Origin of the sequence: Pseudomonas sp. BMW13 (genome assembly GCF_013357275.1) — a bacterium.
GTDB classification, from domain to species: domain Bacteria; phylum Pseudomonadota; class Gammaproteobacteria; order Pseudomonadales; family Pseudomonadaceae; genus Aquipseudomonas; species Aquipseudomonas khazarica.
Genome location: NZ_SUKD01000028.1, coordinates 18,322 through 31,963 on the forward strand (window position 1 = coordinate 18,322; position 13,642 = coordinate 31,963).

The following is a 13,642-nucleotide window of genomic DNA, read 5'->3' on the forward strand; positions in this document are numbered from 1 at the left end:
GGTGCGGCGCCTCTTATTCCTGAGCCTGGGGAGCGGTCTGTTCAGCCAGCGCAACGGCGCGGAACATCGCGCGGCGCTTGTTCAGGGTTTCTTCCCACTCCAGGGCAGGCACCGAGTCGGCGACGATACCGGCGCCAGCCTGTACATGCAGCTCGCCATCCTTGATCACCGCAGTGCGGATGGCGATGGCAGTGTCCATGTTGCCGTTCCAGGCGTAGTAACCGACCGCACCGCCGTAGACGCCGCGCTTGACCGGCTCCAGCTCGTCGATGATTTCCATGGCGCGGATCTTCGGCGCCCCGGACAGGGTGCCCGCCGGCAGGATCGCGCGCAGCGCATCCATCGCCGACAGCTCGGGCTTGAGCTGGCCGGTGACGTTGGAGACGATGTGCATGACGTTGGAATAACGTTCGATGACCATCTTCTCGGTGAGCTTGACCGAGCCGATCTGCGACACGCGGCCGGTATCGTTGCGACCCAGGTCGATCAGCATCAGGTGCTCGGCGACCTCCTTGGCATCGCCGAGCAGGTCCTGCTCCAGCGCCAGGTCGGCCTCTTCGGTGGCACCACGCGGCCGGGTACCGGCGATCGGGCGCACGGTGACCAGGCCATCCTCGACCCGCACCAGCACTTCCGGCGAGCTGCCGACCACGTGGAAGTCGCCGAAGTTGAAGAAGTACATGTACGGCGTCGGGTTGATGCAACGCAGCGCGCGATACAGATCGATGGGCGCGGCCTGGAAGCCGATGGTCATGCGCTGGGAGATCACCACCTGCATGCAGTCGCCGGCCAGGATGTATTCCTTGATCGCACTGACCGCCGATTCGTAGTCACCCTTGCTGTAGCTGGAGCGGAACGCCGGCTCCTCGCCCAGTGGCGCAGCGAGGTCCACGCCGAGGCGCGGGGTGATCGGCTGACGCAGCTTGTGCAGGATCTCGCGCAGGCGCGCATGGCCCTGTTCGAAGGCATCCGCCTCATCGGGGTCGGCCAGGACGATGGCGTGCATCTTGCCCGCCAGGTTGTCGAACACCACCACGGCGTCGGACACCATCAGCAGGATATCCGGCGTACCCAGCGGGTCCGGATTCGGGCAGCTGGCCAGCTTCTGCTCGACATAGCGCACGCTGTCGTAGCCGAAGTAGCCCACCAGACCACCGTTGAAACGCGGCAGGCCGGCGATGGTCGGCACCTTGTAGCGCGCCTTGAACTGCTCGACGAACGCCAACGGGTCGGCACTCTGCTGACGCTCGACCTCGACGCCATCGGTGCTCACCACGACGTCATGGCCGTGTACGCGCAACACGGTGCGCGCCGGCAGGCCGATGATCGAATAACGCCCCCACTTCTCGCCGCCCTGCACCGATTCGAGCAGGTAGGAGTTCGGCGCGTCGGCCAGCTTCAGGTAGATGGACAGGGGCGTGTCGAAATCCACCAGGGTTTCGCAGGCCAGGGGAATGCGGTTGTAGCCTTCGCCGGCTAAACGCAGGAATTCTTCATGGGTCATGATCAGCCTCATGGCTCGGGGAAAACGGTCGGGTGCAAACGGGCCGCGCGCAGCGGCAGGAAAAAATCAGGCGCGCCAGCGCCAGCGGGCCAGAGCCTTGATGACTTTCATCCAGAGTTTGCAGCTAACCACCACGGTGCGATCTCGACAGGCGGGGGAATAAGGAGAGCGGCCAAGGTAGCAGCTACACACTACAGGCTGCAAGCCGGGCAAGGCGATAGCGTTGCAGGAGCGGATACCTCCACGGAATCAGCGATGAATCCGCGCCTGCGCAAGCCGGACAGCCGCCTCACCCGCCACGGCCCAACCGCCCACCGGCAAGCTCACCGCAGAGGATCGATGCGGCGCCCCTACAGCAGTTCGGCGAGGCTATCCACGACCAGGCTCGGCTGCTCCTCGTCGATGGGGCGCCCGTGGTTGTAGCCGTAGCTCACCGCCACGCACGGTACGCTGGCAGCACGCGCGGCCAGCACGTCGCTGCGCGAATCCCCGACGAACAACGACTGCCCGGCGTCGACACCCGCCAGGTGCATCACCTGCAGCAGCGCGGCCGGGTCGGGCTTCTGCTGCGGCAGGGTGTCGCCGCCGATGATCCAGCGGAAGTACCCCCCCAGACCGACCTGCTCCAGCAGCGGTGCAACGAAGCGCTCCGGCTTGTTGGTCACCACCGCCAGTTCCACGGCAGCCGTGCTCAGGGCCTCGAGCAGCTCGTGCACGCCGGGATAGAGCGCCGTCAGCGCATGGCAATCGGCGTAGATCTCGAGAAAGCGCGCCAGCGCCTCTTCCGTCGCAGCCTCGGTCACCGCCGCATGCTCCAGGCCATCGGCCAGGGCGCGTCGCACCAGCACCCGGGCACCGTTGCCGACCCAGTCACGAACCTTCTCGATACCCGCCGGAGCACGCCCCTGCTCGACCAGCATGCGGTCGACGGCAGCAGCCAGGTCCGGCACCGAGTCGATCAAGGTGCCGTCCAGGTCGAACATCACCAGCCGCGGCAGCTCGCCGCCGCACAGCTCGCGCAGCGGTTTCATCCACGCACCTGGGCCAGTTCGGCACGCATGGCGTCGATCACGGCCTTGTAGTCCGGCTGGTTGAAGATCGCCGAGCCGGCGACGAAGGTATCAGCGCCCGCCTCGGCGATTTCGCGAATGTTCTGCACGTTGACGCCGCCATCGATCTCCAGGCGGATCTCACGACCGCTGGCGTCGATCAGCGCGCGCGCCTCGCGCAGCTTGTCGAGGGTGCCGGGGATGAACTTCTGCCCGCCGAAGCCCGGGTTGACGCTCATCAGCAGGATCATGTCGACCTTGTCCATCACGTACTTGAGCACGTCCAGCGGCGTGGCCGGGTTGAACACCAGGCCTGCCTTGGCGCCACCGGCCTTGATCAGCTGTAGCGAGCGGTCGATGTGCTCGCTGGCTTCCGGGTGGAAGGTGATGTACGAGGCGCCGGCCTCGATGAAGTCACCGATGATGCGATCCACCGGCTTGACCATCAGGTGGGCGTCGATCGGCGCAGTGATGCCGTACTTGCGCAGCGCCGAGCAGACCATCGGGCCGATGGTCAGGTTGGGTACGTAGTGATTGTCCATGACATCGAAGTGGACGATGTCCGCCCCGGCGGCGAGCACGTTATCCACTTCCTCGCCCAGGCGGGCGAAGTCGGCGGACAGGATCGACGGGGCGATGGCGAAGGGTTGCATGGCGCACCTCTGAGTGCTTGATCACGGTGGCGGGCATTGTAGCGGCTCGAGCCTCATCTGGCAGCGCCGCCCGAGAACGGCGCTGCCAGATAGTCACAAGCACTGCACGCCGGGAGGCGCTTCAGCGGCGAGCGCTGGACGTTCGGGCCGGTAGCCGCCGCGGCCGAAGCCCCTCCCAGCTGCGCGCCCCGGCTCAGATACCGCCGAGGCAGAGGTATTTGATTTCCAGGTACTCATCCAGCCCGTACCTGGAGCCTTCGCGGCCCAGCCCGGAGGCCTTCATGCCACCGAACGGCGCCACCTCGTTGGAGATCAGTCCGGTGTTGATGCCGACCATGCCGTACTCCAGCGTCTCGCCCACACGGAAAGCGCGGCCCAGATCGCGGGTATAGAAGTAACCGGCCAGGCCGAACTCGGTGTCGTTGGCCTGGCGCACCACCTCGGCTTCGTCGCTGAAGCGGAACAGCGGCGCCAGCGGACCGAAGGTTTCCTCGCGGGCCACGCGCATCTGCGGCGTCACGTCGACCAGCACGGTCGGCTCGAAGAAGTTGCCACCCAGCGCCTTGCCGCCCTGCACCACCCTGGCGCCCTTCTCCAGCGCATCCGCCAGGTGGCTCTGCACCTTGGCCACGGCGTTGCCATCGATCAGCGGCCCGGTGGTCACCCCCGCCTCGACGCCCTGTCCGACCTTGAGCCTGGCCACCGCTGCCGCCAGCTTCTCGGCGAAGACGTCGTACACGGCGTCCTGCACGTAGATGCGGTTGGCACAGACGCAGGTCTGCCCGGCATTGCGGTACTTGGCGACCATGGCCCCCTCGACCGCCGCATCCAGGTCGGCATCGTCGAAGACGATGAACGGCGCGTTGCCCCCCAGCTCCAGCGACAGCTTCTTCAACGTCGGCGCGCATTGCTCCATCAGCTTGATGCCGACGCCGGTCGAGCCGGTGAACGACAGCTTGCGCACGACCGGGTTGGCGCACAGCTCGCCACCGACCTCACGGGAGCGCTCGGCATCGGCCGGCAGCACGCTGAACAGGCCCGCCGGGATACCCGCGCGCTCGGCCAGCACCGCCAGGGCCAGGGCACTGAAAGGAGTCTGCGGCGCCGGCTTGAGCACCATGGCGCAACCGGCGGCCAGTGCCGGCCCGGCCTTGCGGGTGATCATCGCCGCCGGGAAGTTCCAGGGGGTGATCGCCGCCGCCACGCCGACCGGCTCCTTGGTCACGATCAGGCGCTTGTCCGGCTGGTGGCCGGGGATGGTGTCGCCATAGACACGCTTGGCCTCCTCGGCGAACCATTCGATGAAGGACGCGGCATACAGCACCTCGCCCCGCGCCTCGCTCAGCGGCTTGCCCTGCTCGGCGGTCATGATCTGCGCCAGGTCTTCCTGGTTGGCCAGCATCAGCTCGTACCAGGCGCGCAAACGCGCCGCGCGCTCCTTGGCGGTCAGTGCGCGCCAGGCCAGCTGCGCGACCTGCGCCGCGTCGATGGCGCGACGGGTCTCGCCCGCGCCCATGTTGGGCACACGGCCCAGCGACGCGCCGCTGGCGGGATTGAAGATTTCCTTGGTCGCGCCCTCGTCGGCATCGCACCACTGGCCATTGACGTAGGCCTGGTGACGCAGCAAATCAGCATCGATCAGTTTCATGCATGGCTCCTGCAGCCGGAGGCGCACGCCTCCGGCAGGTCGGTTAGGAAGGAATCACTCGGCCGGTGGCAGATCCTTGGTGAAGGTCTGGTCGTTCTCGCCACGGAACATCCGCGCGCCGTAGATCAGCGCGCAGAGGCCGACGCCGATGGCGAAGGCCCAGCCGGCGCCCTTGATCGCCAGCACCGCACCGATCACCCCGGCGATCCCCAGGTCACGCTGGCTGCGGGCCTCCATGATGCCCAGGCGTACGCTGACGTAGCCCTGGATCAGCAGGGTCAGCGCCAGCGCCACACCGAGAATCGGCTGCAACAGGGTCACCACCGGCAGCAGCAGCAAGCCGGTGTTGGTGCCCCAGCGGAACCAGCCGACGCCACCGTAGATGGATTTCATCGCCTTGGCGCCGCCCTTGAAGCGCTCGGTGATCACCACCTGCATCGCCGACCACTGCGGGCCGCACATGGCCACGTCCGGGCCGAGGATGCTCATGAAGGCGTTGCGCCCGCCGAAGATCAGGTGCGAGCGGTCGGGGTCGAAATCGACCTTCTCGTCACGGCGCACATGGTCGGCCTCGGAGAGGATCGCCCTGGCCCCCAGCACGTCGCCGAACACCACCAGGTAGGCGGCCAGCACGGTGGGGATGGCAGTGACGAACATCATCAGCGGCGGCATGCCGAGGCCGAACACAGTGTACTCGCGCCACAGCGTGGCGAAGTCCGGCTGGCTGATGCCCCACTCGATCTTCGGCCACGGTGCCTCGCCGAAGATCGGCGCCACGAACACCGCCAGCAGGATGATCGGGAAGATGCCCAGCTTGGCGAAGTTCCACCAGAAGCGGCTGCGCTTCTTCAGCTCCTGGAAGTGCATGGAAAACACCAGGTAGAAGGCGATGCCCACCGCGATGGAGATGGTCCAGGGGAAGCTGTCGAAGCGGCCGCCTTCCTTGAACACCGTGACCACCGCACTCAGGCCGGCGCCCATGATGATGCCGGCCTTGAGCGCCGAGGGCACCAGCGACACCACCTTGCGCGCCATGCCCGTCATCCCCAGGCCGATGGAGAACACCCCCAGCATCAACTGGAAGGCGATCAACGCGTGAACCCGCTCCGGCCCCTCCGGGAACTGGCTGCAATAGGCCATCAGCAGGGGAATCGCCGGGGTGATCCAGCCTGGCACCACCGGATCACCGAGCAGGTGGTGCACGAGATAGAGCAAGCCATTGAGCATGACCACCGCCAGTGCGACCTCGAACGGCATGCCGAGGAATTCGGTCATCAGCGGGATCGCCGCCAGGTCCACCGCACACATGAGCAGGCCCTGCATGTAGTCGGAGGCTTCGAAGCGGTAATGAATGAACGGCAGACGCACCTTGAATGGCCCCAGCGGCCAGTAAGGAGCTTCCGCGCCCAGTTCGGATTGATGCAGTTCGGACATGTGAGTCACCCAGCCTTATTAGAGTTGTAGTCAGCCGGCCCCAGCAGGCTGGGGCCTTTCAGCGGTTGTCGCGCAGCGCTCAGTAGGCGGCGCGGTAGATCTGCTCGATGTCGCCGGCAGTCAGGCGACGCGGGTTGTTGCGCATCAGGCGGTCGATCCGGCTGGCCTCTTCGGCCATGGCCGGGATGGCGTCTTCGGGCACACCGAAGCTGCGCATGCCCTTGGGAATGTCGACGCTGGCGCACAGCTCGGCCACGGCCTCGACCGCCAGATCGGCGGCCGCCTTGTCGCTCAGGCCGTGGGTCTGCACGCCCAGGGCGGTGGCGATTTCCGCCATGCGTTCGACGCAGGCCAGCTTGTTCCAGGCCATCACGTAAGGCAGCAGCAAGGCATTGCTGACCCCGTGGGCGATGTTGAAACGCCCACCCAGCGGATAGGCCAGGGCGTGCACCGCACCGACCCCCGCATTGCCGAAGGCCATGCCGGCCATCAGGCTGGCGGTGGCCATGCCCTCGCGCGCGGCCAGGTCGGCGGGGTTGGCGTAGGCCTTGGGCAGAGCCCTGGCGATCAGCTTGATGGCGCCAATGGCCAGCGCGTCGGTGATCGGCGAGGCATTGACCGACAGGTACGACTCCACCGCATGCACCAGTGCGTCGACACCGCTGGCCGCAGTGACGCCGCGCGGACAGGTCAGGGTCATCACCGGGCTGACCAGCGCCACGTCGGGCAGCAGGTAGTCGCTGACGATGCCCTTCTTCAGCTGCGCCTGCTTGTCGGACAGGATCGACACATTGGTCACTTCCGAGCCGGTGCCGGCGGTGGTCGGGATGGCGATCAGCGGCGGGCCCTTGCGCTTGACCTGGTCGACGCCGAACAGCTCTTCCAGCGCGCCGTCATGGCCCACATAGCCGGCCACGGCCTTGGCGATATCGATGGCGCTGCCACCGCCCACGCCGATCAGGCCGTCGTGGCCACCCTCGCGATAGGCCTTGGCACAGGCCTCGACGATGGCGATCTCCGGCTCCGGCTCGACACCGTCGAAGATGCCGTAGGCCATTTCTCCCAGTTGCCCGAGGACGTGCTCGACCGTACCGGACTTGATCAGGATGGTGTCGGTGACGATCAGCGGGTTGCTGATCTTCAGGCGGGGCAGTTCGCTCGCCAGCTGTTCGACGGCACCCTGGCCGGTCAGCAGCTTATTGGCGATCTTGAATGCAGCAATACTCATCAGCAGGCCCTTTATGCGTTGTTTTGCGAAACGGGGTCGGGCGCTGCAATAGCGATTCCTGTGCCACTTCGCGCAAAGCACCGCCGCAGAGGGCTTGCGTCGATTTGCCACAGTGTTTTTCAAGGCAGCATTGATCGGAAAACCAATCAAAAAGCCGCCTTACGATCCATTTTCCAATCAGCCCTGTTCCCAGCGCTTCATCTTCTGCACCAGGGTCGCCTGGCTCAGGCCCAGCACCCTGGCAGCCTCTCGCGTGGTCTTGTGCTGCACCAGCGCCTGGCGGATCAGGCGGCGCTCCAGCTGCTCGACCTGCTTGCGCAGCGGCAGCAGGTGCTCATCGTCACGCGCGCCACGGGCGGCGCGCATCTCCTCGGGCAGGTCGAACAGCTCCACGCTCCCGGCGCTGCAGGTGACCACCAGGCGTTCGACCAGGTTGATCAGCTCGCGGATATTGCCGGGCCAGTCGTAGTCGGTGAGTGCATCGAGGGCCTCCAGCCCCCAGTTCAGCTCGCGGCCGTAGCGCTGGTTGAACTCGGCCAGGTAGAAATCCAGCAGCGGCTGGATCTCCTCGCGCCGTTCACGCAGCGCCGGCACATGAATCGGCACCACGTTGAGGCGGTAATAGAGGTCGGCGCGAAAACGCCCTTCGCTGACCATCGCGCGCAGGTCGTGGTGCGTGGCGGTGACGATGCGCACGTCCACCTCCTTGAGTTCCAGCCCGCCGACCGGAATGAAGCGGCTCTCCTCGATCACCTTGAGCAGCTTCACCTGCAGCGCCAGCGGCAGGTCGCCGATTTCGTCGAGGAACACCGTGCCCTGGTGCGCCAGCTCCAGCAGGCCGCGCTTGCCCTTGCTGCCGGCACCGGTGAAGGCCCCGGCGACGTAGCCGAACAGTTCGGCCTCGATCAGGTTCTCGGGAAGCGCGCCACAGTTGAGCGCCAGAAACGGCTGTGCCGCCCGCGGGCTGCTCTTGTGGATGTACTGCGCGATGAGCGTCTTGCCCACACCGGTTTCGCCCTGCAGCAGCACCTTCACATCGCTGGCGGCGACCTGGCGGGCCAGGGCGAAGACCCTGCCCGAGGCGGGCAGGTTGGCCACGGGCGAGGTGTCGAGCAGGTCATCGCGCTGGCCGGCATGCAGCTTGGCGGTGCTGCTGCGCAGCTTGCGCAGTTGCTGCAGCTCGTCGCGCTCGTGCTTCATGCGCAGCAGTTCGGTCATGTCACGCACGGTGCTGACCACATAACGCACGTGCCCGTCCTCGGCGAAGATCGGCGTACCGCTGACCAGCAGGCGCTTGCCCTGGCTGACGCTCTGCATCAGCGACAGCGCCTTGCCCTCCTTGAGCACGCGCAGGGAAACCGATTGCGAGATCACCCCCTGCTCCACCAGCGCCTGCATGTGCTGGCCGACCACGTCCTCGCTGCGCAGTCCGGTCAGGCGTTCGTAGGCGCTGTTGACCTTGAGGGTAATGCCGTCGGCATCGGTGATGTAGACACCGTCATGCAGGGCATCGAGCAGTTCGCGAAACCCCGGGGCATCGAAATCCATCAGGCATCCTCGGCTGGCTTAAAGCACGAATTCTATCGCTGCCTGCCGCCGCCTGCCTCAGCGTGACGCCCATTGCTCGAAGCGCGCTTCCAGGTCGGCACCGTGTTCGATCCAGAATTCCACCCCCATCGGCAGTGCCTGCTCGAGGTTCTGCGGCGCGGTCGGCAGCCTGGCCAGGCGCTGCGCGTCGAGCCCGGCCTGGGCGTCCTGGCGGATCGGCCCGTAGGGAATCTGCTCGGAGAAGGCACGCTGGGCGTCGGCCTGGCTGGCGAAGCGGATGAACGCCTGCGCCTGCGGCGTGTTGAAGCTGCCCTGGGGAATCGCCCAGTAATCGAAGTCATAGACGCTGCCGGCCCAGATCAGCTGCAGCGGGTCACCCTGATCCTGCGCCGTGGCGATACGTCCGCTGTAGGCCGCACTCATCGCCACGGAGCCATCGCGCAGGCGCCGCACCGGCTCCTCCCCGGCTTCCCACCAGTGGATATCGGCCTTGATCTGCTCGAGCTTGGCGAAGGCCTGGCGCACACCGGCCTCGCTGGCCAGGCGCGCATAGATCTGCTGCGCCGGCACGCCATCGGCCAGCAGGGCGAATTCGAGGTTGTACTTGGCCCCCTTGCGCAGGCCGCGTTTGCCCGGGAATTTCTGCACGTCCCAGAAATCGGCCCAGCCGGTCGGTGCCTGGCCGAAGCGTTTGCTGTCGTAGGCCAGCGCCATGGACCAGACGAAGATGCCCACGCCGCAGGGCCGTATCGCCCCCGGCAGATAGCTGGAGGTATCGCCCAGCGCGCTGGCATCGATCGGCTGGAACAGCCCTTCCTCGCAGCCCCGCACCAGCTCGGGCGCCTCGACCTCGATCACGTCCCAGCTGACGTGCTGCATCGCCTGCATCTTGCGCAGCTTGCCGAAGTCGCCGTTGTAGGAGCCGCTCACCACCACGACATCGGAGGCTTCGCGGAACGGGCGATAGAAGGCTTCGCGCTGGGCATCGCGCACCGAACCACCGAATGAAACGACCCGCAACTGCGATGCGGCCTGGGCCGCATCGATCGAAGCCACGCAGCACAGGGCGAGCGCCCAGGGCCAATTACGTTTCCACAGCATCCTTGATTCTCCCTGTGAACGGCCGGCGCAGCCTCACGGGCCATGCCGGCACGCATTCGCTAATGATGACTCAGGCATGCGGCCCCTTGCGCCGCACGGGTGAACTCACTCCACTTGCTGGGTGCGCAGGCGCTCGCTGCGGCCGCGCAGCCACTCCAGGGTCAGCAGGAGCAGCACGGAAAAGCCGATCAGCAAGGTGGCAGCGGCCGCGATGGTCGGCGACAGGTTCTCGCGGATGCCGCTGAACATCTGCCGGGGCAGGGTCGCCTGCTCGGGGCCGGCGAGGAACAGCGTCACCACCACTTCATCGAACGAGGTGGCGAAGGCGAACAGCGCACCGGAGATGACGCCTGGCGCGATCAGCGGCAGTGTCACGCGGCGGAAGGTGGTGATCGGCGAGGCGCCGAGGCTGGCGGCGGCACGTACCAGGTTGTGGTTGAACCCCTGCAGGGTCGCCGACACGGTGATGATGACGAAGGGCACGCCGAGCACCGCATGCACCAGGATCAGCGACAGGTAGCTGTTACCCAGGCCCAGGGGCGCGAAGAACAGGTAGCTGGCCACGCCGATGATCACCACCGGGACGATCATCGGGGAGATCAGCAGGCTCATGACCAGCGCCTTGCCGCGAAACTCGCCACGGGTCAGGCCGATGGCCGCCAGGGTGCCGAAGCCCATCGCCAGCATCGTCGCCGCCGGGGCGATGATCAGGCTGTTCTTCAGAGAGCGCATCCAGTCAGCGGACATGAAGAAGTCCTCGTACCAGCGCAGCGAGAACCCCTGCAGCGGGTAGACGAGGAAGGTGCCGGAGTTGAACGACAGCGGCACGATCACCAGCACCGGCAGGATCAGGAACAGCAGCACCAGGCCGCAGAGAATGCGCAGGCCGTAGTACCAGAGGCGCTCGACGGGTGACATGTAGGGGCTGAGCATGGCTGTGACTCCATTTAGCGTTTAGCTCCCCTCTCCCGCTGGCGGGAGAAGGTCTGGTGAACATCAGAGACGTAGAGCAGCGGTGCCGACACAAGCACCCTCTCCCGCCCTTCGGGCACCCTCGCCCATGAATGGGCGAAGATCATCGGATGGCCTGCTACGCAGGCCGCTTTCAGCCAAGCCGCAGCTTGCTCGCGCCGACCAGCCAGCTGTACACCACGTAGAGCACCAGGGTCGCCGCCAGCAGCAGGCCGCCGAGGGCCGTGGCCATGCCCCAGTTGATGGTGGTGTTGGTGTAGAAGGCGACGAAGTAGCTGATCATCTGGTCGTTCGGGCTGCCCAGCAGCGCCGGGGTGATGTAGTAGCCGATCGACAGGATGAACACCAGCAGGCAGCCTGCGCCGACGCCGGCCAGGGTCTGCGGGAAGTACACCCGCCAGAAACTGGCGAACGGGTGGCAGCCGAGCGACACCGCCGCGCGCATGTAGCTGGGCGAGATGCCTTTCATCACGCTGTAGATCGGCAGGATCATGAACGGCAGCATGATGTGCACCATCGCCACGTACACGCCGCTGCGGTTGAACACCAGTTGCAGCGGCTGCTCGATGATGCCCAGCGAGATCAGCGCACTGTTGATCAGGCCGCCCGACTGCAGCAGCACGATCCAGGCCGCGACCCGCACCAGGATCGAGGTCCAGAACGGCAACAGCACCAGGATCATCAGCAGGTTGCCGGAACGGGTCGGCAGGTTGGCCAGCAGGTACGCCAGCGGGTACGCCAGCACCAGGCAGATGGCAGTGATCACCAGGCTCATCCAGAAGGTACGGGCGAAGATGTCCAGGTAGATGGCCTGGTCCGGCGTGGCCTTGGCCAGCTCACCGAGGTCGTCGATGCGGTGATCGAGCGCGGCCAGCAGGTAGTAGGGGGTGGCCGCCGACGCGTTGCGGCGGATCACCTGCCAGTAGGCGGGGTCACCCCAACGCTCGTCGAGGTCGAGGAAGGCCGCCTGATAGGAGGCCGGCTCCTCACGTAGCGGCAGCTTGCGTGCGGTGCTGCTGACCAGGCTGCGGAAGCCTGCCAGCTCCATGTTCAGGCGCTTGGACAGGTCACCCAGCTGCTGATTGCGACGGGCCTCGGCAAGATCCTCGGCGATCGCCCGATAGGCCGGCTCGGCGGGCAGGCCACGGCCATCCCAGGAGGCGAGTGCCTCGACGGTACGCGGCAGGCTGCCGACCACTTCCGGGTTGTCGACACTGCGCAGCAGAAGGGCGCCGATGGGCAACAGGAAGGTCAGCAGGAGAAACAGCAACAGCGGCAGGATCAGCGCCTTCGACTTCAGGCGATTGAAACGCTCGGCACGGGCCAGACGCTGTTTCAGGCTGGGCCCTGGCATATCGGTGGCAGGCAGTACGGCGGCCATGGACAACTCCGCAAGCAGGAAGAGAATTCAGACGGCCCCGCCAGCGGGCGGGGCCGGATAGGCGACTTAACGCGCGGCCCAGGCGTTGAAACGCTGCTCCAGCTGCTCGCCGTAGTCAGCCCAGAAGGTCACGTCGATGGCCACCTGGTTGGCGATGTTTTCCGGCGTGGTCGGCATCAGGTTCAGGCGCTCCGGCGCCAGCAGCTCGATGGCCTGCTTGTTGGCCGGGCCGTAGGCGATGTTTTCCGAGTAGGTCTTCTGCGCTTCGGGTTTGACCGCGTAGGCAATGAACTGCTTGGCCACTTCGGCGTTCTTCGCGCCACGCGGAATCGCCCAGGAGTCGAAGTCGTAGATACCGCCGTTCCACACCACCTGCAGGTTGCTCTCGGCCTGCACGGCAGCGATGCGGCCGTTGTACGCGGAGCTCATCACCACGTCGCCGGAGGCGAGGTACTGCGGCGGCTGGGCACCTGCTTCCCACCACTGGATGTTCGGCTTGAGCTCATCGAGCTTCTTGAACGCACGATCCTGGCCATCCTTGGTGGCCAGCACCTTGTACACGTCCTTGACCGGCACACCATCGGCCATCAGGGCGAATTCCAGGGTGTACTTGGCGCCCTTGCGCAGGCCGCGCTTGCCCGGGAATTTCTGCACGTCCCAGAAATCGGCCCAGCTGGTCGGTGCGCTGCTCAGCTTGTCGGCGTTGTAGGCCAGTACCGTCGACCAGACGAAGAAGCCCACGCCGCAGGGCTGGATGGCGCCGTCGATGAAATTGTCGGCGCTGCCGAACTGCGCCGGATCGAGCTCCTCGAACAGGCCTTCGTCACAGCCACGTGCCAGTTCCGGGGACTCCACCTCGACCAGGTCCCAGCTCACGCTGCGGGTGTCGACCATGGCCTTGACCTTGGCCATCTCACCGTTGTATTCGCCGCCCAGTACCTTGTTGCCGGTGTCCTTCTCGAAGGGTTCGTAGAAGGCCTTGACCTGCGCCGCCTTGTTCGCGCCGCCGAAGGACACCGCGGTCAGATCCACCGCCAGCGCCGGCATGGCACAGCTCACGCCCAGGGCCAATGCCGCGAGCTTCAGGGATTTCGTCATTCTTATCAGCTCCTCTGTGTTACGGG

Annotated in this window: 10 protein-coding genes and 1 pseudogene; all 11 read right to left on the minus strand. The window is 66.1% G+C overall.

Annotated features, from left to right (window positions below):
- Positions 1-13 precede the first annotated feature (13 nt).
- The 11 genes and pseudogenes from trpE to E4487_RS19990 all read right to left on the minus strand — a co-directional run bounded on the left by trpE (position 14) and on the right by E4487_RS19990 (position 13,616).
- Positions 14-1,504: an anthranilate synthase component I gene (trpE, locus tag E4487_RS19935; protein ID WP_037054981.1), complete on the minus strand. Its 1,491-nt coding sequence runs from the start codon at positions 1,502-1,504 to the stop codon at positions 14-16.
- A gap of 66 nt (positions 1,505-1,570) precedes the next feature.
- A pseudogene (locus tag E4487_RS19945) lies at positions 1,571-2,535 on the minus strand (phosphoglycolate phosphatase).
- Positions 2,532-3,206, minus strand: a complete 675-nt coding sequence (rpe, locus tag E4487_RS19950; protein WP_013717380.1) for a ribulose-phosphate 3-epimerase — start codon at positions 3,204-3,206, stop codon at positions 2,532-2,534. Before rpe ends, E4487_RS19945 begins: the two are co-directional and overlap by 4 nt.
- A gap of 193 nt (positions 3,207-3,399) precedes the next feature.
- The gene (gene gabD, locus E4487_RS19955) at positions 3,400-4,854 is read right to left on the minus strand and encodes an NADP-dependent succinate-semialdehyde dehydrogenase (protein WP_175254197.1); all 1,455 of its coding nucleotides are present in this window, start codon (positions 4,852-4,854) and stop codon (positions 3,400-3,402) included.
- 54 nt (positions 4,855-4,908) lie between these two features.
- Positions 4,909-6,288, minus strand: coding sequence for a membrane protein (locus tag E4487_RS19960; RefSeq protein WP_037054986.1), 1,380 nt, complete (start codon positions 6,286-6,288; stop codon positions 4,909-4,911).
- 79 nt (positions 6,289-6,367) lie between these two features.
- Positions 6,368-7,516 (minus strand): iron-containing alcohol dehydrogenase, encoded by a 1,149-nt coding sequence (locus E4487_RS19965; protein WP_175254198.1) that lies wholly within the window; start codon positions 7,514-7,516, stop codon positions 6,368-6,370.
- 177 nt (positions 7,517-7,693) lie between these two features.
- Positions 7,694-9,064: a sigma-54-dependent Fis family transcriptional regulator gene (locus E4487_RS19970; protein WP_150606745.1), complete on the minus strand. Its 1,371-nt coding sequence runs from the start codon at positions 9,062-9,064 to the stop codon at positions 7,694-7,696.
- Between the two features lie 57 nt (positions 9,065-9,121).
- Positions 9,122-10,165, minus strand: a complete 1,044-nt coding sequence (locus tag E4487_RS19975; RefSeq protein ID WP_175254199.1) for an ABC transporter substrate-binding protein — start codon at positions 10,163-10,165, stop codon at positions 9,122-9,124.
- Between the two features lie 105 nt (positions 10,166-10,270).
- Positions 10,271-11,098 carry an ABC transporter permease gene (locus E4487_RS19980; protein WP_037054990.1) on the minus strand — a complete coding sequence of 276 codons (828 nt, stop codon included), beginning with the start codon at positions 11,096-11,098 and terminating at the stop codon, positions 10,271-10,273.
- Between the two features lie 172 nt (positions 11,099-11,270).
- The gene (locus E4487_RS19985) at positions 11,271-12,518 is read right to left on the minus strand and encodes an ABC transporter permease (RefSeq protein ID WP_175254200.1); all 1,248 of its coding nucleotides are present in this window, start codon (positions 12,516-12,518) and stop codon (positions 11,271-11,273) included.
- A 66-nt stretch (positions 12,519-12,584) separates the two neighbouring features.
- A complete protein-coding gene (locus tag E4487_RS19990) occupies positions 12,585-13,616 on the minus strand; it encodes an ABC transporter substrate-binding protein (protein ID WP_047589108.1) in 1,032 nt (343 codons plus the stop codon).
- Between the last annotated feature and the right edge of the window lie 26 nt (positions 13,617-13,642).

Excerpts from the sequence above, each read along its gene's own strand:
- gabD (WP_175254197.1), bottom strand. The coding sequence starts at position 4,854 with ATGAAACTGATCGATGCTGATTTGCTGCGTCACCAGGCCTACGTCAAT.
- E4487_RS19980 (WP_037054990.1), bottom strand. The coding sequence starts at position 11,098 with ATGCTCAGCCCCTACATGTCACCCGTCGAGCGCCTCTGGTACTACGGC.
- E4487_RS19960 (WP_037054986.1), bottom strand. The coding sequence starts at position 6,288 with ATGTCCGAACTGCATCAATCCGAACTGGGCGCGGAAGCTCCTTACTGG.
- E4487_RS19975 (WP_175254199.1), bottom strand. The coding sequence starts at position 10,165 with ATGCTGTGGAAACGTAATTGGCCCTGGGCGCTCGCCCTGTGCTGCGTG.
- E4487_RS19970 (WP_150606745.1), bottom strand. The coding sequence starts at position 9,064 with ATGGATTTCGATGCCCCGGGGTTTCGCGAACTGCTCGATGCCCTGCAT.
- E4487_RS19990 (WP_047589108.1), bottom strand. The coding sequence starts at position 13,616 with ATGACGAAATCCCTGAAGCTCGCGGCATTGGCCCTGGGCGTGAGCTGT.
- E4487_RS19985 (WP_175254200.1), bottom strand. The coding sequence starts at position 12,518 with ATGGCCGCCGTACTGCCTGCCACCGATATGCCAGGGCCCAGCCTGAAA.
- rpe (WP_013717380.1), bottom strand. The coding sequence starts at position 3,206 with ATGCAACCCTTCGCCATCGCCCCGTCGATCCTGTCCGCCGACTTCGCC.
- E4487_RS19965 (WP_175254198.1), bottom strand. The coding sequence starts at position 7,516 with ATGAGTATTGCTGCATTCAAGATCGCCAATAAGCTGCTGACCGGCCAG.
- trpE (WP_037054981.1), bottom strand. The coding sequence starts at position 1,504 with ATGACCCATGAAGAATTCCTGCGTTTAGCCGGCGAAGGCTACAACCGC.